The organism is Calothrix sp. NIES-2098 (genome assembly GCF_963875125.1).
Classification (GTDB): Bacteria; Cyanobacteriota; Cyanobacteriia; order Cyanobacteriales; family Nostocaceae; genus Aulosira.
Genome location: NZ_CAWNKJ010000001.1, coordinates 6,992,532 through 7,012,962 on the forward strand (window position 1 = coordinate 6,992,532; position 20,431 = coordinate 7,012,962).

General features: G+C 42.3%; 21 protein-coding genes. 12 read left to right on the top strand and 9 right to left on the bottom strand.

The window, feature by feature from the left end:
- Positions 1-106 precede the first annotated feature (106 nt).
- Positions 107-2,233 (bottom strand): amylo-alpha-1,6-glucosidase, encoded by a 2,127-nt coding sequence (locus tag AACU33_RS29260; RefSeq protein ID WP_096593544.1) that lies wholly within the window; start codon positions 2,231-2,233, stop codon positions 107-109.
- A gap of 138 nt (positions 2,234-2,371) precedes the next feature.
- Here AACU33_RS29260 and AACU33_RS29265 point away from each other — a divergent pair, with 138 nt between their 5' ends.
- The 4 genes from AACU33_RS29265 to AACU33_RS29280 all read left to right on the top strand — a co-directional run bounded on the left by AACU33_RS29265 (position 2,372) and on the right by AACU33_RS29280 (position 5,305).
- A complete protein-coding gene (locus tag AACU33_RS29265) occupies positions 2,372-2,983 on the top strand; it encodes a peroxiredoxin (RefSeq protein ID WP_096593546.1) in 612 nt (203 codons plus the stop codon).
- A gap of 219 nt (positions 2,984-3,202) precedes the next feature.
- On the top strand, positions 3,203-3,751 hold the full coding sequence (locus tag AACU33_RS29270) for a peroxiredoxin family protein (RefSeq protein WP_096593549.1): 549 nt from the start codon (positions 3,203-3,205) through the stop codon (positions 3,749-3,751).
- A gap of 200 nt (positions 3,752-3,951) precedes the next feature.
- Positions 3,952-4,608 (top strand): glutathione S-transferase family protein, encoded by a 657-nt coding sequence (locus AACU33_RS29275; RefSeq protein WP_096593551.1) that lies wholly within the window; start codon positions 3,952-3,954, stop codon positions 4,606-4,608.
- Between the two features lie 40 nt (positions 4,609-4,648).
- Positions 4,649-5,305, top strand: coding sequence for a glutathione S-transferase family protein (locus AACU33_RS29280; protein ID WP_096593554.1), 657 nt, complete (start codon positions 4,649-4,651; stop codon positions 5,303-5,305).
- 102 nt (positions 5,306-5,407) lie between these two features.
- Here the strand turns inward: AACU33_RS29280 and AACU33_RS29285 are convergent, their stop codons facing one another.
- From AACU33_RS29285 to AACU33_RS29300, 4 genes are all read right to left on the bottom strand, one after another.
- Complete coding sequence (locus AACU33_RS29285; protein WP_096593556.1) at positions 5,408-6,400, bottom strand: DnaJ C-terminal domain-containing protein; 993 nt, start codon at positions 6,398-6,400, stop codon at positions 5,408-5,410.
- A gap of 123 nt (positions 6,401-6,523) precedes the next feature.
- On the bottom strand, positions 6,524-7,033 hold the full coding sequence (locus AACU33_RS29290) for an AAA family ATPase (protein ID WP_096593559.1): 510 nt from the start codon (positions 7,031-7,033) through the stop codon (positions 6,524-6,526).
- Between the two features lie 71 nt (positions 7,034-7,104).
- Positions 7,105-8,394, bottom strand: coding sequence for a glucose-1-phosphate adenylyltransferase (locus AACU33_RS29295; RefSeq protein WP_096593561.1), 1,290 nt, complete (start codon positions 8,392-8,394; stop codon positions 7,105-7,107).
- Positions 8,395-8,821: 427 nt separating this feature from the next.
- A complete protein-coding gene (locus tag AACU33_RS29300) occupies positions 8,822-9,121 on the bottom strand; it encodes a hypothetical protein (RefSeq protein WP_096593564.1) in 300 nt (99 codons plus the stop codon).
- Positions 9,122-9,337: 216 nt separating this feature from the next.
- Here AACU33_RS29300 and AACU33_RS29305 point away from each other — a divergent pair, with 216 nt between their 5' ends.
- From AACU33_RS29305 to AACU33_RS29325, 5 genes are all read left to right on the top strand, one after another.
- Positions 9,338-10,213 carry a sugar kinase gene (locus AACU33_RS29305; RefSeq protein ID WP_096593566.1) on the top strand — a complete coding sequence of 292 codons (876 nt, stop codon included), beginning with the start codon at positions 9,338-9,340 and terminating at the stop codon, positions 10,211-10,213.
- 28 nt (positions 10,214-10,241) lie between these two features.
- Positions 10,242-11,105 carry an inositol monophosphatase family protein gene (locus AACU33_RS29310; RefSeq protein WP_096593569.1) on the top strand — a complete coding sequence of 288 codons (864 nt, stop codon included), beginning with the start codon at positions 10,242-10,244 and terminating at the stop codon, positions 11,103-11,105.
- A 334-nt stretch (positions 11,106-11,439) separates the two neighbouring features.
- Entirely contained in the window at positions 11,440-11,742 is a 303-nt protein-coding gene (locus AACU33_RS29315; RefSeq protein ID WP_096593572.1) for an RNA recognition motif domain-containing protein, read from the top strand.
- 112 nt (positions 11,743-11,854) lie between these two features.
- On the top strand, positions 11,855-12,049 hold the full coding sequence (gene rpsU, locus AACU33_RS29320; RefSeq protein WP_086682360.1) for a 30S ribosomal protein S21: 195 nt from the start codon (positions 11,855-11,857) through the stop codon (positions 12,047-12,049).
- Positions 12,050-12,294: 245 nt separating this feature from the next.
- On the top strand, positions 12,295-13,041 hold the full coding sequence (locus AACU33_RS29325) for a hypothetical protein (protein WP_096593574.1): 747 nt from the start codon (positions 12,295-12,297) through the stop codon (positions 13,039-13,041).
- 19 nt (positions 13,042-13,060) lie between these two features.
- On the opposite strand, the gene AACU33_RS29330 is transcribed toward AACU33_RS29325, so the two are convergent.
- The 4 genes from AACU33_RS29330 to AACU33_RS29345 all read right to left on the bottom strand — a co-directional run bounded on the left by AACU33_RS29330 (position 13,061) and on the right by AACU33_RS29345 (position 16,109).
- Positions 13,061-13,585, bottom strand: a complete 525-nt coding sequence (locus tag AACU33_RS29330) for a phosphatase PAP2 family protein (protein ID WP_096595430.1) — start codon at positions 13,583-13,585, stop codon at positions 13,061-13,063.
- A 235-nt stretch (positions 13,586-13,820) separates the two neighbouring features.
- Positions 13,821-14,708 carry a hypothetical protein gene (locus AACU33_RS29335; protein ID WP_096593577.1) on the bottom strand — a complete coding sequence of 296 codons (888 nt, stop codon included), beginning with the start codon at positions 14,706-14,708 and terminating at the stop codon, positions 13,821-13,823.
- Positions 14,709-14,755: 47 nt separating this feature from the next.
- On the bottom strand, positions 14,756-15,265 hold the full coding sequence (locus AACU33_RS29340) for a hypothetical protein (RefSeq protein ID WP_096593579.1): 510 nt from the start codon (positions 15,263-15,265) through the stop codon (positions 14,756-14,758).
- A 193-nt stretch (positions 15,266-15,458) separates the two neighbouring features.
- Positions 15,459-16,109, bottom strand: a complete 651-nt coding sequence (locus AACU33_RS29345; protein ID WP_096593582.1) for a class I SAM-dependent methyltransferase — start codon at positions 16,107-16,109, stop codon at positions 15,459-15,461.
- 154 nt (positions 16,110-16,263) lie between these two features.
- Between AACU33_RS29345 and AACU33_RS29350 the strand changes: the two genes are divergently transcribed.
- The 3 genes from AACU33_RS29350 to AACU33_RS29360 all read left to right on the top strand — a co-directional run bounded on the left by AACU33_RS29350 (position 16,264) and on the right by AACU33_RS29360 (position 20,132).
- Positions 16,264-17,937, top strand: a complete 1,674-nt coding sequence (locus tag AACU33_RS29350; RefSeq protein ID WP_096593584.1) for an ArnT family glycosyltransferase — start codon at positions 16,264-16,266, stop codon at positions 17,935-17,937.
- A 78-nt stretch (positions 17,938-18,015) separates the two neighbouring features.
- Positions 18,016-18,483: a MarR family winged helix-turn-helix transcriptional regulator gene (locus AACU33_RS29355; RefSeq protein ID WP_096593589.1), complete on the top strand. Its 468-nt coding sequence runs from the start codon at positions 18,016-18,018 to the stop codon at positions 18,481-18,483.
- Positions 18,484-18,659: 176 nt separating this feature from the next.
- Positions 18,660-20,132 (top strand): TldD/PmbA family protein, encoded by a 1,473-nt coding sequence (locus AACU33_RS29360; protein WP_096593591.1) that lies wholly within the window; start codon positions 18,660-18,662, stop codon positions 20,130-20,132.
- Positions 20,133-20,431: the final 299 nt, after the last annotated feature.

Below are 20,431 nucleotides of genomic sequence, written 5' to 3' on the forward strand. Positions count from 1 at the left end.
TCGATAACATTTCTAATTTGATCTTAACTCTCCCCACAACTGGTTGTGGCTCTGGCAAGTTCTATGTCAAGTTATCAACCATTTGTGGGGAAATTTTATTGTGCTGCTAAAGCTGAGATTTAGGTAAATAACGAATAACTTCTGCAACCGACCAAGCTTGAGCGATCGCGCCTTTGGGTTTGTGAGGTGCATCGCCATCAAAAATCTCAGAAATTGAGCCAATACAAGCATCATGCAAGAAGTGTTGTAGCAGGGGTTGCCAATCAAAAGGCTGTGGTGTTTCTGGATGAAAACGCTGCCAAGCGCGTATAAAGGGGCCAATTAGCCAACTCCAAACTGTACCTTGGTGGTAGGCGCGATCGCGCTCCTCTGGAGTACCTTGGTATTTCCCGATATATTGGGGATCGCCTGGATCGAGGCTGCGCAGTCCATAGGGGGTAAGTAAACTGGAAGTTGCTACTGCAAGTACCTGACGCCCTTGTGCTTGGGAAAACCCACAATGATGCAAGGATAGAGCGAAAACTGCGTTGGGGCGAATTTGGGAATTACGGCGATCGTCTAATTCGATGGTGTCGTATAAGTAGCAGAGTTTGGGATTCCAAAATTTTTGGAGCGAGTCTTTTACCTGTTGTGCTTGCTGGGCATAACGCTGTGCTTGCTTTGCTAGACGTTCTGAGGAATTACTATCTTGAATTTGGCTTAATTTTTCTGCCCACTGACTCAGCCAACACAAGGCAGAATACCACAGGGCATTAATTTCCACTGGCTTACCGAGGCGAGGAGTCACGGGTTCCCGTCCAACTACCGCATCCATCCAGGTTAAAGCTACGTTCCGAGCATTCCAACTCACCAGCCAATCGGTAGCATCAACGTGAATATTGTAGCGAGTGCCACCGACAAATGCTTTATGAATTTGCTGCACTACAGGGAATTGCTCTGACAAAAACTGCCAGTCTTGGGTAGCTTCCAAGTACAGCCCTAGGGTTTCTATCCACAATAGTGCTGCATCAATACTGTTGTAAAAAGGCTCACCACCAACATCAGGAAATGCATTGGGAATAAGACCTTGGCGACAGTAATGCCCAAAAGTTCGCAAAAGACCTTTTGCCAGTTCAAAGCGTTTTGGAACTAATGCTAACCCTGGTAAGGCAATTAAAGTATCGCGCCCCCAATCATTAAACCAATGATAACCAGCAATCACAGTCGGCCCGGCAATCGAAGCTCGATACACAACAAAGCGATCGCTAGCTTTCAGTAATTGCTGCCAAATTGGAGATTGAGACCAAGAAGCATTTTCTTCCTTGTCTACGCCACTTGCTACAACGCGGGGAACCCGCGCAACGCAGTGGCTCTCCTTATCCCCCGTCCCCCCCCGATCCCATCCAAAAATCTGGGCAAGTCTTTCTTCCTCCGCCTCTATAGCTTCTGTAAAAGTTTCACAACTGAGGGTATCTGGCTGTGGATTGGGAAAGCCGACTCTGGCTTCTAAAGTTACGACATCTCCTGGTTTGAGAGTAACTATTAAATAACCAGGGCTATAGAGGTCTTCGCGATCGCCTAATCCCCGTCGCGTTTCTTCTGGTAATCGGTAATCCCAGTACCATACTTCATCAGGTCGATAGTCTCCATCTGTCCAACGTAAATGCCAAGGAGTGCCAAAGCTGTCCCCTCTTATTGCTTGCAAGCAAAGTTGCTGGGGCAACAGCACTTGCGAAAAGTGTAATTCTGGAGAGGCTGTTTGTTGGTGGTGAAAGTCGCGATCGCCAATCAGCAATCGTAGCCGCAAAATTGCTGCTTCCCTACCTTCGTAGCGATACTGAATCAAAAGGCGATCGCACAAAGTGGGGTGGGGTGTGGAATATGAGGAAGAATCTTTACTGGTCTTTGGCTCTACCAAACCATAGGGCATGATTAATTGTCTACTTAGTTGCCAGTTCTCCTCGCCCCAAATCCATTTGGGAACTGGGTTAATATCAAAACAGCGTAAAAGTTCGTAGCCAGTGGGTTCAATTCGATCGCTACCCCAGTAATTCGTCCCTAGTGCCACAACTTTCCCTTGCACTTCTAGGCTAGCTTCTAAGTGCGAAAGCAGCAGGGTACGCCCAGAAGGGGGGTTTGTAGCGGCAAATAACCAACCATGATAAGTACGTGTACGGATATCCGAAACTGTACCACTGGCAAAACTACCTAAGCCATTGGTGAGCAACCACTCTCTTTGATCTAAATCTGCCATTTGCTACTCAAAATCGTTATGACTATGATATAGTCGTAACAGATCGTAATTAAACTGTGACAGCGTGGATGGGAAAGTTTTTACTGACCCGAAATCCAACGCTAGTAAATGGATATAAGTTGAAGGAGAATTAGGATAATGTCCCTCACTTACGGAACAGAAGGATGCCTCCGCGTTGGTCAACAGGCTCCAGACTTTACAGCAACAGCTGTCGTGGATCAGGAATTTAAGACCATCAAACTTTCCGACTATCGCGGTAAGTATGTTGTTCTATTCTTTTATCCCCTAGACTTTACCTTTGTTTGTCCCACTGAGATCACAGCATTTAGCGATCGCTACGAAGAATTCAAGAAAATTAACACCGAAATTCTTGGTGTTTCCGTTGATAGCGAGTTCTCTCACCTAGCTTGGATTCAAACTGACCGCAAATCTGGTGGTGTTGGCGACCTAAATTATCCTCTAGTTGCTGACATTAAGAAAGAAGTGAGTGCAGCTTACAACGTTCTTGACCCAGCAGCAGGTATTGCCCTGCGCGGCTTGTTCATCATCGATAAAGATGGTGTCATCCAGCACTCTACCATTAACAACCTAGCTTTTGGTCGTAGCGTTGATGAAACCCTACGGACATTACAAGCTATTCAGTACGTTCAGTCTCACCCCGACGAAGTTTGCCCAGCTGGTTGGCAACCTGGGGATAAAACCATGAATCCCGATCCGGTGAAATCTAAAGTTTACTTCTCTGCTGTCTAGCTTTCTCTTGCCAGAAAACTACAACGCAGTATACTGGATCGAAGAGCAGTATCATTTATCACCACAGATAACCACGATGAACACAGATACATAATGAATCCGTGTCAACTTCAGTGCCTATCTGTGGTTTTTTCATGTCTTAGGATTGAATTAGGGACATTTGTGTTTCTTCTTCCCTTGACTCTTGACGATAGACTTTAAACAAACAGGGATAAAATTATGCTAACTTCAACAGATTTTAGCGGCTTATTAAACGAGCGTTTCTTCCGCAATTTCTTGCCAATTCCAGCTATAACTCAGTTAAGGCTGGATGTGGGAACACCAGATTTTCAATTACCAGATATTACCAATGGCAGTTTGGTGAAGTTATCAAATTATAGAGGTAAGCAACCAGTTTTACTTGCTTTTACACGGATATTTACAGAAAAGCAATATTGTCCATTTTGCTATCCTCACATCAAATCTTTGAATGAGAACTACGAGCAATTTAAAGAGCGTGGTATAGAAGTTTTGATGATTACTAGCACTGACGAAAAGCAAACCCAAATAGTTGTGAGAGATTTAGGCTTAAAAATGCCTTTATTAAGTGACCCTAGCTGTCGATTATTTCGTAAATATCGAGTAGGCCAAGCTTTAGGAGCGCCTTTACCAGCACAGTTTGTATTAGATAAAGACGGCAAACTTCGCTACTTTCATTTATTTTCTTTTTTGGATCATAATGCCAGTGTTGAGATTTTATTAGAAAAATTTGATTTATTAGCGAAGTAGAAATAAGTTAAGAAAACTTACTCTTTGATAAACATAAATTGGAAAAGAGAACAGGAAAAATATGACCTTTTATCTTTTTCCATTTTTATTTTTTCATTTTTTATCACAAAAAATTACATAATTTATTTGGATTGGCGGAATTACTTATAAGCTATAAAATTGACATTGCTTTGCATACTTACAAGGCTTGAGATTAGCTTATGCTGAAACTTTATCATTCTCCAATGTCTCCTAACTCCCGCCGAGTCTGGATTACACTGCTAGAAAAAGGATTGGAATTTGAACTAGTAGAAGTAAAACTGGATGGAGAACAGTTTAAACCTGAGTTTTTGGCAATGAATCCTTTTCATCACATTCCAGTTTTAGAAGATGAAGGTTTTCATATAGTAGAATCGATAGCTATTTTGGACTATCTAGAAGCAAAGTATCCTACGCCTGCAATGCTGCCTAAAGATGCCAAGGATTTAGCGATCGCGCGAATGGTACAAATGGTCACGATCAATGAGTTGTTATCGGCCATTATGCCTTTGACTCCGCAAATGCTAGGCTTTCCTGGCGGCGATCCAGAAAAGATTGAGCAAGCACAGCAGAAAGCATTAACAGTGCTGAACTTTTTTGAGAGTTTACTAGACGATCGCCCTTACTTTGGTAGCGATCGCATCACTTTAGCTGAACCTGTTGCTGGAACCTTAATACCCTGGTTGCCAAAAGGAGGTGTCTCCTTAAAAGATTATCCAAAACTCAGTGCTTGGTGTCATCGCTTACTCGCACGACCATCATGGCAAGCTACGGAAGTGCCTCTAGAAATGCTCAAGGCTCGCATGGCCGCCAGAATGGCACAGCAAAAAGCAAGTTGAAGAATTAAACTCATACTGATGACAGCAGAGGGAATTTCTGATGCTAAAACTTTACCACCAGCCCATTTCGGTGAACTCTCGCCGCCCTTGGATTGCTTTGCTGGAAAAAGAACTGGATTTTGAATTGATAGAAATGAAACTGGATGGCGATCAGTTTCAACCAGAGTTTATAGCCCTCAATCCTTTCCATCATATTCCCGTGTTAGTTGATGATGGCTTTAGGGTAGTGGAATCCTTAGCAATTCTGGATTATCTAGAAGCCAAGTACTCCACACCTGCTTTGCTGCCTAAAGAAGCGAAGGCTTTAGCCACGGTGCGGATGGTAGAAATGGTGACGATAAATGAGTTATTACCTGGCATGAATCCACTGTTTCGGCAAATGATTGGCTTGGACGACGATCTGCAGAAGATAGAGGAAGCAAAGCAGAAAACAGCCACTGTACTGGCTTTTTTTGAAGAACTACTAAGCGATCGCCCTTTTTTTGGTAGCGAACAATTAACTCTTGCTGATATTGTTGCTGGTAGTAGCATTCCCTGGCTACCGCAAATGGGAGTAACTTTAAATCCTAAACTCAGTGCTTGGTGCGATCGCATTATGCAACGTCCATCCTGGCAAACTACCCAACCTACCCCAGAGACAATTGAAGCGTTTAAGTCTCGAATAAAAGTTTTAATGGCGAAAAATCAACCCCAATAATTAGGCAGGGGAGCAGGGAGCAGGGAGAAAAATTCTGGAAATGAAATAATTAAAATGGCTTCGCGCCACAGATGGAAATTCTGGGCGCGATGAAGCATGATGTTACAGCTTGACCTGTTGCAAATGACTGCGGGGATTATAGGTGCGTATAGCTCGGATTTTTTCATAATATTCCCGTTCTTGTTGGCTAAGGTCTTTTGGTGGAACAATCGCCACCTTCACCAACTGATCGCCACGTCCACCCTTAGCTAGAGGCCAACCTTTGCCACGCAAACGCAAGGATTGACCAGAACGTACTCCCGCAGGTAACTTGACGTTCACCGAACCATCAGGCGTGGGAACATCAATTGAAGCTCCTAATGTAGCTTCATCGGGTGTAATCGGTACTTCGCAAACCAGATTATCACCTTCCATTTGGAAGAATGAGTGGGGCTGAAATTCTACCTTTAAGTACAAGTCACCCCGTTGTTGGGTCATAGGGTTGATTTGACCTTTGCCTCGCACGCGCAGACGAGTACCAGGTTTCGCACCAGCGGGGATACGCACATCAATTGTTTCATTGCCTAAGCTGAAGCGCTTTTGCACGCCAGAAAATGCTTCGCCAAAACTAAGAGTAATCGTAGCTTCGCTATCTTGGCTAGCACCTGCACCCGCACCTACATCCTGAAAACCAAAATCATTGAACCCGCCAAAACCGCCAGGTCTACCTGTGGAAGTACGATAAGAATAGCTTTGGCGACTGCTGCGAGGGCCAGCACCACCAAACAACTCATTGAGGAAATCATTAAAGCTGCCGTATTGGCTGAAGTCAAAGCCACCCATATCAACCCCAGCCCCACCCGCCGGGAAACCTTCACCAGCGTGTTTCCAATATTGACCAAATTGGTCATACTTTTTGCGCTTGTCTGGATCTGACAAAACTTCATAGGCTTCGTTTACTTCTTTGAAACGCGCCTCTGCCTGTTTATTGCCTGGATTGACATCAGGATGAAACTTACGGGCTAATTTACGAAAAGCTTGTTTAATTTCCTCTGGAGTGGCAGTCTTACTAACTCCCAAAATTGAATAATAGTCTTTGAAGTCGGTTGCAGCCATCTACCAGCCTCCTCTAGAAATTTCTGTTATGTTATTTTTCTAAGATATGAGATTTATGATTCTGCCAGGTATAATACCGGGCAATATAGATTCTGATTTTAAATTAACAAAGATCGTAGAAAATCAAGTGGGGTTCTTGCTCGCAGGATGAGGGAAATTTCCGTACTCCCGCAATTGCGAAAGACGAATTAGGCAATCTAGCCCTTCTTCTAAGTTTGGCGGGGCATCCCGGAGTTGGTAATGCATTCTCAAGATGATTTCTTCGGGAACCTGGCGATCGCGTTTTTGATTTCGTGCCAAACACAGCCACAATGGAGTATCTGCCCAAATCCCCATAATTTCCCTAAAACCCAAGTTGCGGGCTAGGGTAATAATCTCACGGCGATGGCGACGCTGGGTGTTAGTAGCGTCGTAAATCGTTGTTCGATCTAGGATAATAGCCCGTTGTAGTTGCTGCTGAATTTCCTGCCAAATTAGCAGCCATGACCCTTGAATGCCTTCATCGCCAAACAGACGCCCCCGAATCGCATCTGTAGAAATTAGCAGCATTTGGGGGCATTCTGTCAGCAACTTTTTGGCCCAGGTTGACTTACCACTACCAGGAAGACCGATTAGTAAAAAAAGCTTAGTCATTTGTTCAGAGTCCAAAGTCCAAAGTAAATATTTTGACCAATGACTTTTGACTCATGACTCTTGACTAATGACTAAATAATTGTCCCATCGGGAATGACAGCATTTTTTAACACGACTACAATACCACTGCGGATGTAAAAGCCCTGACTTTCGCGATCGGCTTCTTGTACGTTGTCTTTATTGATAATTTTGACATCTCGACCGATGCGGGCGTTTTTATCAATAATCGCACGGCGAACAATGGTATCTGCACAGATACCGACGGAAACCTCATCTTTGAACAAGTTACATTGACGTTCCACAGAAGGTTGGTAATAGTCGGCACCCATAATTAGGGATTCTTCGATGATGCTACCAGATTCAATGCGCGATCGCACTCCCAACACTGAGTGTTCAATGCGACAATTTTTCAGAATACAACCTTCACCGATGATTGATTGTGTGATATTACAGTCTAACAACTTCGTGGGAGGCAAGTAACGAGCGCGGGTATAAATTGGCGCTTTTTCATCATAGAAACTAAAGGGCGGTTGGGGTTGCTGAGTCAGCGCCAAGTTGGCATTATAAAACGCTTCGATGGTTCCAATATCTTCCCAATAACCATCAAATAAGTAAGCTTGAACGTTGTAATCTTTAGCAGCATCGGGAATGATCTCTTTACCAAAATCCGTACTTTCTATGGATTCTCGCAATAACTTGATCAAAACATCTTTCTTAAAGACATAAATCCCCATCGAAGCGATGTAGGGTTGGAGTTGAGCTTGTTCTGGATTCAATCCGAGGATTGTAGTATCGACGCGCATTTGCGCTAAAGCTTCACCTTTGGGTTTTTCGCTAAAGTCGACCACCCTACCGGATTCATCAATTTTCATCAAGCCAAAATCTGAGGCGCGGCGATCGTCAATGGGAATAACTGAAAGAGTAATATCCGCACCTGTTTCTCTATGGCGTTGGATAAACTCGCGGTAATCCATCCGATAAAGGTGATCTCCTGAGAGGATCAAGTATTCCTCTGCATCCCATTCTTCCAACAGCCAGATATACTGACGCACAGCATCAGCTGTACCTTGGAACCAATTGGGGTTTTCTGGGGTTTGCTGTGCCGCTAAGACTTCAACAAAGCCTTCGCTGAAGCCACTAAAGTTGTAGGCACGCGCAATGTGGCGATTCAGGGACGCTGAGTTGAATTGTGTCAGGACGTAGATTTTAAATATTTCCGAATTTATGCAGTTGCTGACAGGGATATCGATTAAGCGGTACTTCCCTGCAACTGGTACGGCTGGTTTTGCCCGTAGTTTAGTTAACGGGTAAAGGCGAGTACCTGCACCACCACCGAGAATGATTGCTAAAACTTTTTTCACAAAATGTCTCCCGACTGCCTTTCAACTCTCACCTTCAGTTTATGACTGTATGTGGCAGCTGATAAGGGGGGATCGCAGATTCTGCTTAGTGAATTTTACAGAATGCTCTCGGTAATCAATGTCGCTGCCAATAACTACAGCCTTAAGAATTGTGTATTATTCAGCACTTAATAAATTACAGCGATCGCTCCATAGGTTTGACAATAAAGCAATCTATGAAATGCCAAATCGCGACTTGTTTGCATCAAAGCGAATTTTGTGGACAGTACCAAATACTGTAACCAAGGTTTTACACATAACAAAGTGCTTACTTATAAAATTAAGAATTATTGTCAAATTCTACTTACAAGTTTTTACCGCTGGCTCGCAGTTTTGGGCTAAGACAATTTGAGATGGGTGTTACCACCAAGATGCGATCGCCAAAATATTAAACGCTCAATTTCCGAAAATTTAACTTTGTATTAACTAAATGCAATTTCTGCGATAACTTGAGATATTGCACCCAAGGTTGCTCAGATAATTGGGCAATGGCATTTGGCGAAAGAGTTGCGGTGAAAATATCCTTTCCCTCAGTGACGCCACTGACACCTAAATTTTCTAGCACAGCAGTTGCAGTCGAGTCTAAAACAGGTTCAGTATGAATAAAAACTGTCAAACTCGCTGTTTCTGGATCTTGTACTTCATTGAGTGCTGTCGCCAGCGCTGCGTCTAGCTTCTGATAATTCATAAGCAATTCCTTGGAAATCAAGGCAGATCTTGTTCATCCACCCTATCACCAACCTATCAAATTTATCTGTTTTTATAACCTATCCTGGTACAGACGTAACATATAGGTTTCTACGTCTAATTACAGATTTAAGGCCTTAATCAAATCAAAACTTTCTTGACTATCAATAGTTCTTAGAGGTTAATCGAGACTACACAAAACAAACACAAATGACTAATGACCAATAAAAAATTCTATCGAGGTTTATTTGTAGGTTTAGTAACTTTAGATTTTATTTATCTAGCTGAGTCTGCCCCACAAAATAATCAGAAGCTAGTAGCAACTGACTATACTGTAGCCGCAGGTGGCCCGGCGACGAATGCGGCTGTCACCTTTAGTTATTTAGGAAACCAAAGCACAGTTTTGGGTGTAGTTGGTTCTCACCCAATAACGCAACTAATTCGTACAGATTTAGAAAATTACACAGTAGCGATCGCAGATCTTGACCCTCACACTACAACATCTGTACCAGTCTCTTCGATTATTGTTACCCAATCTACAGGCGAAAGGGCTGTAGTTTCGATTAATGCAGTCAAAACTCAAGCTAGTAGTGCATCTGTGCCCTCAGATATTTTGCAAAATATTGATATAGTGCTGATTGATGGTCATCAAATGGAAGTTGGGATAGCGATCGCGCAAATGGCTAAAGCTAAAAATATCTCAATTGTCATCGATGGTGGTAGTTGGAAGCCTGGTTTTGAGAAACTCTTACCTTTTGTAGATTACGCTATTTGTTCTAGTAATTTTTATCCCCCCAACTGTCACACAGCAGCAGAAGTGTTTGCCTATCTGAGTTCTCTAGCAATTCCCCACATCGCCATTACTCACGGAGAACAGCCAATTGCATACTTAAGTTGTGGTAATACTGGTATTGTAGATGTGCCGACCATTTCCGCAGTTGATACACTGGGGGCTGGAGATATTTTTCACGGTGCCTTTTGCCATTACATTTTACAAGAAAGCTTCACTGATACCTTGGCTCAAGCAGCTAAAGTAGCTGCTAAAGCTTGCCAATATTTCGGCACTCGCCGTTGGATGGATGCACAGCAGTGATGAGATAAACTTACAGAAAGCTGAATCAATGAAAGATTTACAAGAAATTTTAGCGATCGCTCGTCAGGTAGGATGGGGAGCAGCAGATATACTCCGGTCTTATTATCGCGGCACTGTTAAAGACTCTAATCTCGAAGTGCAATATAAACAAAATGAGCCTGTCACCGTTGCAGATATAGCTACCAGTCAATACATTTTAGATCGGCTACAAGCAGCTTTAGGTAATGAAGATTTTACTTATATCAGTGAAGAAACCTATCAATCACAATTAAATCGCCATAATTCTAGCTGGGTATGGATTATCGACCCTTTAGATGGCACGCGAGATTTTATCGATAAAACCGGAGATTATGCAATTCATATTGCTTTAATCAAAGAAACACGCCCAGTACTTGCTGTTGTAGCAATACCAGAGGCAGAAAAGTTGTATTATGCTACTAAAGGCGGGGGTACATTTGTCGAAACCCGTAATGCTTCTGTTGCCTTAAAAATGTCATTAGGTTTAGATAAAAAGCGCCTTGAAGATTTAACTTTAGTAGTTAGTCGCTCTCATCGCAATCAAAGATTAAATTACCTGCTGCAAAATTTACCTTGTAAAAATCAAAAAGCGGTTGGGAGTGTAGGTTGCAAAGTCGCAGCTATTGTTGAGCAACAAGCAGATGTATATATTTCTCTTTCTGGTAAATCTGCTCCTAAAGATTGGGACATAGCAGCACCAGAACTAATTTTGACAGAAGCTGGTGGTAATTTCACACACTTTGATGGCTCACCTTTGTATTACAACACCGATGATATCAATCAATGGGGGGGATTGCTTGCTAGTAACGGTCAGTATCACGAAATTTTGTGCAAAGAAGCAGAAAATATTTTAGCTCAATTCCCTAATAGCTAAAATATTTAAAGAATCAGTGCATGACTATGTCCTAATTTAGGAACTCTTCAATTTCTATTGTAGGCAATTAGTATTTGGCAAAAATTTTGTGTTAAAAAATGCAATTACTGTGCAATAATTGAATACGCGCAAAAATATAGTCAGAAATAGCAGCTTTCGTTGCTCGGCTGACAATTTATACCTTAGAAATCTAACTCCGTAGGAGTTAATTTTCAAATGCTGTGCTACACTAGTGGATATAAAGATTATTTTCGGTTGAGTTATTCGTTTTGATTTCTCAAAAGCGCCTCTCCGAATCTAACTCTCTACACTTTTCTGAATTCGGAGACAAAACATGTCAATTTACGTTGGAAACTTGTCTTATCAGGTGACTGAGGAAGACCTGAAAAGGGCTTTCGCAGAATATGGAACCGTTAATCGCGTTCAATTACCTACTGATAGAGAGACAGGTCGGCCACGTGGTTTTGCATTTGTAGAAATGGAAACCGATGCTCAAGAAATAGCTGCCATTGATGCACTAGATGGTGCAGAGTGGATGGGGCGCGATTTAAAAGTTAATAAGGCGAAGCCTCGTGAAGAAAGAAGTTCTTCTCGTGGTGGCTGGGGCAATAACAACCGTAATAATCGCCGTTACTAAGCCTGGTGCTGAAAACTTAAAAATCTAGAGTCTCCAGCAGATAAAGCCAAAGGCTCAATTCTGCTGGAATATTTTATTTTGTCTATTCATCCATAATTGAGGAGGAATGAGAATGACACAAGTAGTATTAGGAGAGAACGAAGGTATTGAATCAGCTTTACGAAGATTTAAGCGGGAAGTTTCTAAAGCAGGAATTTTCCAAGATATGCGCAAAAAGCGTCACTTTGAGACACCTCTAGAAAAAGAGAAGCGCAAAGCAGTTGCTAGACACAAGCAAAGTCGTAGACAACGTTCTCGCTACAGATAAAATTTCCTAGAAATTTTCTCTTCGACTAGCTTGGTGACTTGACCTGGAAAAGCGTAAATAAGTAGTCACACATCAATAATTAAAAATTTTAGTAGTAGCACTGTCTTTGATTTCAGTGCTACTACAAATTTATGAGGTCAATGCAACTAAGTATAAAATTTGCTTTTGTGGAACTTATAACAATTTAGATATATCTTTTTTTTAGATTTTCATCCCACAACCTCTGACTCTAGATTTTCAGAAAAATGTTGCGCCTTTATCATCTATTAATTGGTGCTGCCTTGGTAGCATTAATCCCAGTGGGGGTAAAATATGGTTCTGAGCTGATTTCTCAAAAAAATCCCGAGCAGAAACCGCTAGTAATACAAACTTCAACAAAACCTAACCCTACTCCTATTCCGACTGAGGAAGGGAATATTTGGCAGAATCTCCTCGGTAATACCTCAGCACCAGGTGATTGGCAAGTTGCGCCTTGTAAGGGTAATGCACCGCTTTTATGCGTCTCCAGCAAAGGAAAAATTTTAGGTACAGTTGAGATTGGGGTTTACTCGTTGGAAAAAAATCCGGCTTTCCAAAAGCAACTAGAAGCAGCAGGGATTCCAGCAGGTAGTAAAGTAGATTACCAAAATCCTCAGTACCAACCCCAGCTATTGACAGCACTAAAGGCTTGGGTCGCAGACCACTATAATACGATCGCCCAAGACCGTCAGGTTACTTATAAAAACCAGATTATTTTTTCAGCCCACCCCCCACAAGCAGTAACTATTGGTAAACTACCCGGAATCCGCTATGGGTTTACTGGACTCAAGCAGCAAGGTGGAGTACAGGAGCAACACATCGATTATGTCACTTTTGATGGTACTGCTCTTTACGTTATTAGTAGTGCCTTCGATCCAGCTTCCGCAACAGGCAAATTTGACAAGTTAGAAGATTGGGCTATATTTCAACCTTACTTCTATGCGATCGCCACCGATCTGCGTTTACCCAAATAAATATTTGATTGGTATTTGCTCAAAAAGATCCAACTACCTGTAATCCGACAAGCGAGCCGCCAGAATCATCACTGCTAATAATCGGAAATAATATCAGCCCGTGCTTTTGGCTCAACTCCAATTTCGCTGTGAGATATCCCAGTGCAGCCCCAGCCAGCACTTCCGTAACTCGATGGCGATTGAGGTTTACCCGTGAATAGGCGATCAAAGACGCACCAGAATACCAGAGGATAGCAGAACCGGGATGGTAGTGACTTTGGACAGTTGCGATCGCAAATGCTGCTGTCGCATGACAGCTGGGGAAACTATCGCGCGCGTCGGAATCCGGGCGCTTCACATCAGTTACTTCTTTTAAAGCAATACACAGTAGAGTACTCGTACCGAGAGAGTCTAGCGCCCGCAGAGAACGTTGTCCGCCTTGTTTACCATCGAGCAACAGCGGTAGGGCGACACCAGCACCTAAATAAAGTGCAGTACCGCCTCCAGAGACAAACTCAGACACGTCTTTGTCAAAAGTATCCGCGATCGCCTTGGGAGCAAACATGATGCAGTATAAAGCTATGAAAGCAGGCCATACTGTTTTGAACCAAGAGAGAAAAAGCCTATTCTGCATTTTATTAATGTATAGCTATTAGCAATATTTACTCAGTTGGCATTAATTTTGATGAGTTAGTACTACTTTAGTGCAGACAAATCGAATCGCTATATATTCCATAATTGGTATGAGTAATTGATAATTGTAAGTATTACCCATTACTCATTACCAACTACGGAGAAGCTTAAATTTCAGCTACAGCTCGTTCAATCAAACGACGAGCTAGAGTTTGCGTGCCAGTGTGTTCGTAGTAATTGGTTGCCACATCTAAAAACGCCGCTAAGTAATCTAATTTGCTATCAGAAAATTCGACGAAATTTTGCAAATGGCTGACAACTTTCTGGGGGGTTAAATTATTGGAGGCAACAAGACCACCCATCCAACCTTTCACAGAATCAAAGCTTTCACCAATAAAGTTTAGTTTACTACCAGCATTGTTGCCAGGGATGACATCTTTGATATTTTGAAAAGTCGAGTTTTGTTCTAACTCTTGGGGATTTGTTTGGCTAATCCCAGATATGGCTTTACTAATGAAGTCAGGCCCCAAAGGTATTAAACCATCAACGCAGACTAAAGCCACCATCCGAATTAAAGACTCACCGCTATACTCAGCTAAAGAAGCGACAAAATCGCCGATGCTGTCTCCAGGAATACCATTGATTTGGCAGAAAGCTACTAACTCAGCTACTAATTTTAAAGTTAAATCAATAGTTTGGGCTTTGTCAGGTTTGGGAGTGACACTATTTAAAAAACCTAATAAGGGAACCTTTTCTCCCACCTTATTTGCTAAAGCAGCTGCACCAAGGGCTTTATCTGTGTTATCGACAGTTTGGTAAAGCCACAAAGCTGTTTGGTAGCCTTGGGATCTGTCGTTGAAAAGATAAATTGCCCGTTCGCCAATTTGTTGAATTAAGCTTTCATCTGTTTCGCCCGTTACGGTTTTAATAGTATTGACAAAACCTACAGTATTGTGCCACTGGCCTGGAGCCACAAAATCAAGGGCATTTAACATAGAAACAGTCAAACCACTGGTTGGAAGTTGATCCACCAACTCAAAAATTGATTTGCTCACAACAATCTCCTATTTAGCTGTTGTAATTTTGATTTCTGTAGTGCAGATTATTTGAGTTTAGCCAGACCAGCAAGATTGAATTTCTCTATCCAAGCTTCTCTGTCTGTTGCTGTAAATGTTGGATCTTTGGAAATAACTTTTACTTGGTACTTCCCTACCAAAACTGAAGTTTGAGTGTTACCAAGCGTAACTGCTGGATAACCGCCGACTTTTTTAGCACTGTTGGAGAATTTGGCAGATGCACCAGGAGTACTAGAGGTGTCTGAAATCGACAGTTGTGCTAAAACTTTGCCACCTTTTTTCAAGTTCGCTTGCGAAAAGCCTTTTTTCTCTTGAGTATAGACACGCTGGTAGCCATCTCCCCCCGCAGGGAAGAATTTGTTTAATTTGCTACCTTGAGTCGCATCTTTAGCAACAGCCTGACCACTTTTTTGGCGAGTGCTTTCTTGTTGTGCCTGGTCAAAACGTCCAGGTGTCTTTGGCGTACAAGCTGAAGTCAGTAATAATACTGAAATTAACACAGCCGCTAAAATCCTACGCCCACGATGGAAAGTCATGTTTAGTGTCTCCTTATGCTTGAGCATTGAGGCAATTATCAGCGCTTGTTTGCTCTTTCGCCACAAAATTTACTTTTTGATAACTATTGCTGGGTATTTAGAATTACAACAAGAGTGGGATCGGGGAGACAAAGCAGGGGAGTGTGGGAAGTTTTCTTCCTCTCTACCATCTCTCGTCTTTGTGCCCTATGCCCTATTCTTTAATGCGAGAAGCGATGACAGCATAGAAAGGATCTCCTCCAGGTGCGCCCAACCATTGAAGTACAGCTGGGATGGTGGGCTTACTGACGATGACTTCTGGTGCAGAAAATCCGGGGACGGAGGCAAAATAGCTTTTAACTAGTTCCACTCTACTTTCTTCAGATGCATCCCGCCAAGCTTGAATTGCTTTTTGAAAAAACATTCGGTTAGAAAAACTAATAATAGCTACGCCACCAGGTTTCAGGATGCGGTGAATTTCAGTAAATACTGCCTCTGGATATTGCACGTACTGTACTGAGACGCAGTTAAGAACGGCATCAAAATCTCGATCTTTTAAAGGTAACTGCGGATTCTCATTAATATCTTGTACAAAGTAATGATTTAACCGAGGATTACGGGCTAATTCTTCAGCATTAAGTCCGTGTCCCTCAATATGGTTAAACTGCATTTCTTCAGGTAGATGAGATACCCAACTACTCATCATATCTAAGATGCGTGTGTTAGGTTTGAGTCGTTGGCGATATACATCTGTTAGCTGTTTAATAAATGCTTCATCAACATGGGTAACAAAGCGAGGATAAGCGTAAAACAGCTTGTCATTTGTGTCATCTAACTTAAGGCGTTGATTTGGTCTGAGTATCATAGCTTTAAATGTCTATTTAGGAGGATTTTTTACTCAATTGTGTTATTTTTAGCTAGGATTTTAATCGAGTAATTTGTATGCAGCTTTACATATTTTAAAAGCAGAGTTACAAATATATAAAATTTATCCGGCAACATTCAATTCGTACTAATTAATGTTGTACAAAAACCGAGCATTTCCGACTTTAGGGCGGCAAATCTACCTTTTAGCGAGATCGCCCTATGTTCTTTTGTTAATTTGGCTACTCCCTTTACTGTTCTGCAATTCTGGTCAGAATAGCTTGATAGCACATGATGAAGGCTACTATGCTGGGCGCGCTCGTCAGATGTTTGAATCTGGTGACTGGATAGCACCTTGGGGTAATGCCCATCATAAAACTCCAGGTATTTATTGGTTAATTGCTAGTTGCTACGCATTATTTGGTGTTAGTGAAATTAGTGCGAGAATTCCGAGTGCGATCGCCGGAATTTTTTGCTTATTTATTATCTATGAAATTGGCAAGATTATCTTAGATAAAAGAATAGCATGGCTAGCAGCTATTATTTTGAGTGTGGAATTTCTCTGGCTACAATTTTCTCGATTAGCTGCGCCAGATATTCCGATGATTTTCTTGGTACTTTTAGCTATTTTATCTTTATTAAAAGCTGAAATATATCCTCAACAAAGCTCTTTTTGGCTTTTTATTGCTGGATTAAGTTTTGGTGTGGGCTTCTTTATCAGAAGCTTTATGATTTTTTTGCCAATGATGGCTTTACTACCTTATTTAATTGCAGAACATCGCCGCCATCATCATCTTGCTAATCCTATGTTGTATTTAGGATTGGCAGTTGGTTTCATCCCTACATTAGCTTGGCTTTGGTTAAGTTGGTTGCGCTATGGCCATGAGAGTTTCGATCGCTTGTTAGGATTTGTCGTAGAGCTAGGTTCTGAAGACCGCAACCATAATGGAATATTGTACTATTTCTGGAATATTCCTTTAAAATCCTTTCCTTGGGCTTTGTTAAGTCTTTTAGGATTGGCTGTGTTGCTGCGAAATCCCATTCCTCGCTACCAGTTGATTTTAGTCGGGTTTCCTTTAGTTTGGTTTACGGAACTGAGTATTTTCTCTACTCGTCTTTCTCACTATGCTCTCGGTCTTTATCCTTTCATCGCTTTGCTGGCTGCTGTTGGTTTAGACTGGTTGGGCAAAATTTATTCAGGAGGATTTACACAACAAAAAGTTTCCCCGCAAGAGAATAAAAGAAATCTTTTCGTTTCATTAATTAGCCAAACTAGGGCAAATCTTCCTCGGAACCTCAGTTATACCTTTGGTGTATTAGGTACAATCCTGTTGCTGGTAAGTATATTTACTCTGACTTTCACCAATGATTTTTATATTCACCAGCGTGTAATTTTGGGCTTGATTTTAGGATTAGGGTGGCTAACTTTACCTTTTGTGTGGATTAGTCGTTACCACTTTGGCAAAAAGTTTTTGACTGATAATTATTGGATAGCTTGTTGGTTACTTCCTTGCTGGCTAACTTTAGTGCTGGCTGGTAGCTTAGGCTTATTAAGCGACTATAACCCAGCTTTTAAAGCATTTTTCCAACAGCCAGCGATCGCCTCTATTCTACAGGCTCATCCTGTCGCTTTTGCCCAAGTCGAAGATAAAAACTCTGTGCTGCTCAATTTCTACACTCCGATTCCTGGCCCTAGGGTAGAGGCAATTTCCCAATTACCAGCCTTGAGCTATGCTTGGATATCTGCACCAAAAAACCCGCAATTATCCAAGTCTTACCGTGTTATTGCTACACTACAAGAGTACCAGCTGATTCAAGTCCTTCCCTAAGAGAGATGGCAATCAACTGTTGCCAAGAAAAATTTGTTTAGCTATGATAATACTACGCACACTAAATAATTAGTTGATATGGTGTCTACATCTAAGGATTCTGAGGTTTTGGAGTCGTGGCAGCAGGTTCTGGCACCGTATAACATTGGCTATAGAATCAAGCTACTCTCACAACTGCTGACTCGCAAGTTTACTGAAAAGCTAGAACCTTTCGGATTGACACCCTTTCATTGGTTAGTATTGTGCTGTTTGTGGGAAGAAGACGGTTTACCTACTTCCAGCATTGGCGACAAGCTCAAACAGGTGGGAGGGACGTTAACTGGCGTATTAGATCGCATGGAAGAACGCGGTTTAGTGCGTCGAGAACGGGATGCGCACGATCGCCGCATCTGGCGAATTTGGCTAACAGATGCGGGTAAAGAACTAGAAACCGTTTTACCGCCCTTAGCCGCAGAGTTGCGCGATGAAGCCATGTCTGGGATTTCTTATACTGAAAGAGAATTATTTTCCCAATTATTGAATCGAGCGATCGCGAATTTGTCTTGAAAGATACCTACTGTGAAATTATCTAGGCGATCGCATTTAAAACTAGCATCTAAATTTTCCAGGTGAGGAAACCTCTACAGCTTAACTGCCGACTGCGGCTTTCACTGATTTGTTAGACTGAACACACTAGGAATTTTCGGTCAAATCTCTGAATACGCCAGCAGACGAGGCTATCCATGCTTACAAGTACGCTACTTCTCTCGAACCAACTCCCCAATCTCCAATACTCTTCCACATCGGAACGATTCGATGACACTTGGGAAGCCCCCTTAGCTACCCTTTTGGGGCTAGGACGCGCCGCTGGTGCTGACTTCATCGAATTTTATCTAGAGCGTCGCAACTACATTAGTTGCCTTGCTGAAGATGACTCTATTACCAGTATTTCACCAAGTCTCGCTACAGGTGCGGGAGTGAGAGTATTTCGTGGCAAAGCTGATTGCTACGTCAGCACCAATAATCTTTCGTTTTCCGGTTTAAAAGCAGCCTTAGAAAAAGGTCTTTCTATTCTAGGATTGCAATTACCCGCACCCAACGCTTTTATCCCAGAAATCAACTTAGAATTACTCCGAGACTACGCTACAAAAAGAGGTAAAGACGGATGGCTACCGTTGTGTAGCTCGATTCGCGAAATGGGAGAAGTTCTACTTGATGGTACTGCCCAACTGAAGAGAAAAGCCAGTCACGTGCAATCTCGTCGGGCTACCTATTTCCGCGATTGGCAAGAAGTATTAGTTGCCGCTAGTGATGGTACTTTTGCCCGTGACATTCGCCTCACCCAATCAGTAGGATTTAACCTTCTGTGTGCCGATGGAGCCAATCGCGCCTCCATTGGTGAACGTGCTGGTAATACTAGCGATGCTAACTTTTTGAGAACTTGGGATTATCAACAAGCTGCCGAGCAAATATCTGAATCTGCTGGTAAGATGCTCTACGCTGATTATGTAGAATCAGGCACTTACCCAATTATCATGGCCAATCACTTTGGCGGGGTCATCTTCCACGAAGCTTGCGGCCATTTATTAGAAACTACTCAAATTGAACGTAATACCTCTCCCTTTGCCGATCAAAAAGGCGAGAAAATTGCCCACGAAAGCCTGACAGCTTGGGATGAAGGGCGAGCCGAAAATGCCTTCGGAACAATTGACATGGATGACGAAGGTATGCCTGCTCAAAGAACTCTATTAATTGAAAAAGGCGTTCTAAAGAACTTCTTAGCAGACAGAACAGGTTCTTGGCGTACCGGACACCCTAGAACTGGAAGCGGACGCCGCCAAAATTATACTTTTGCCGCTGCTAGCCGGATGCGTAATACTTATATTGCTCCTGGTGAATATAGTATTGATGATTTATTTGCCTCCATTGATAAAGGCATTTACTGTAAAAAAATGGGTGGTGGTAGTGTAGGTGCTACAGGTCAATTTAACTTTGGTGTAGATGAAGCTTATTTGATTGAAAATGGCAAAATTACCAAACCTTTAAAAGGAGCAATTCTGATTGGTGAAGCTAAGGAAATTATGAATAAAATTTCCATGTGCTCCCAAGATTTAGAACTCGCACCTGGTTTTTGTGGTTCTGTTAGTGGCAGTATCTACACCACAGTAGGACAACCTCACATCAAGGTTGATTCTATTACTGTAGGCGGACGCTAATAATTACTTCTCGCTACAAGATTACCTTTTTATTTCTTTATTCGTGCCCTTTGCGTCCTACCCTGCGGGAAGCCCTCCGGGTTCGGGGGTTCGCAATCGTGATGGGAACCGCCAAGACTGCGACCCCCTCACCGCTCTGGGTCTATGCGGTTCGTTAAAGAAGCTTTAGGTAGTCTTGCATGAGATAGCAATAATTCCCATTTATTAGAACCACAGATAAACACAGATGAAGATATTATCTATCTGCGTTCATCTGCGTTTATCGGCGGTTAAAAATATCAAATCCAAAATTCAAAATT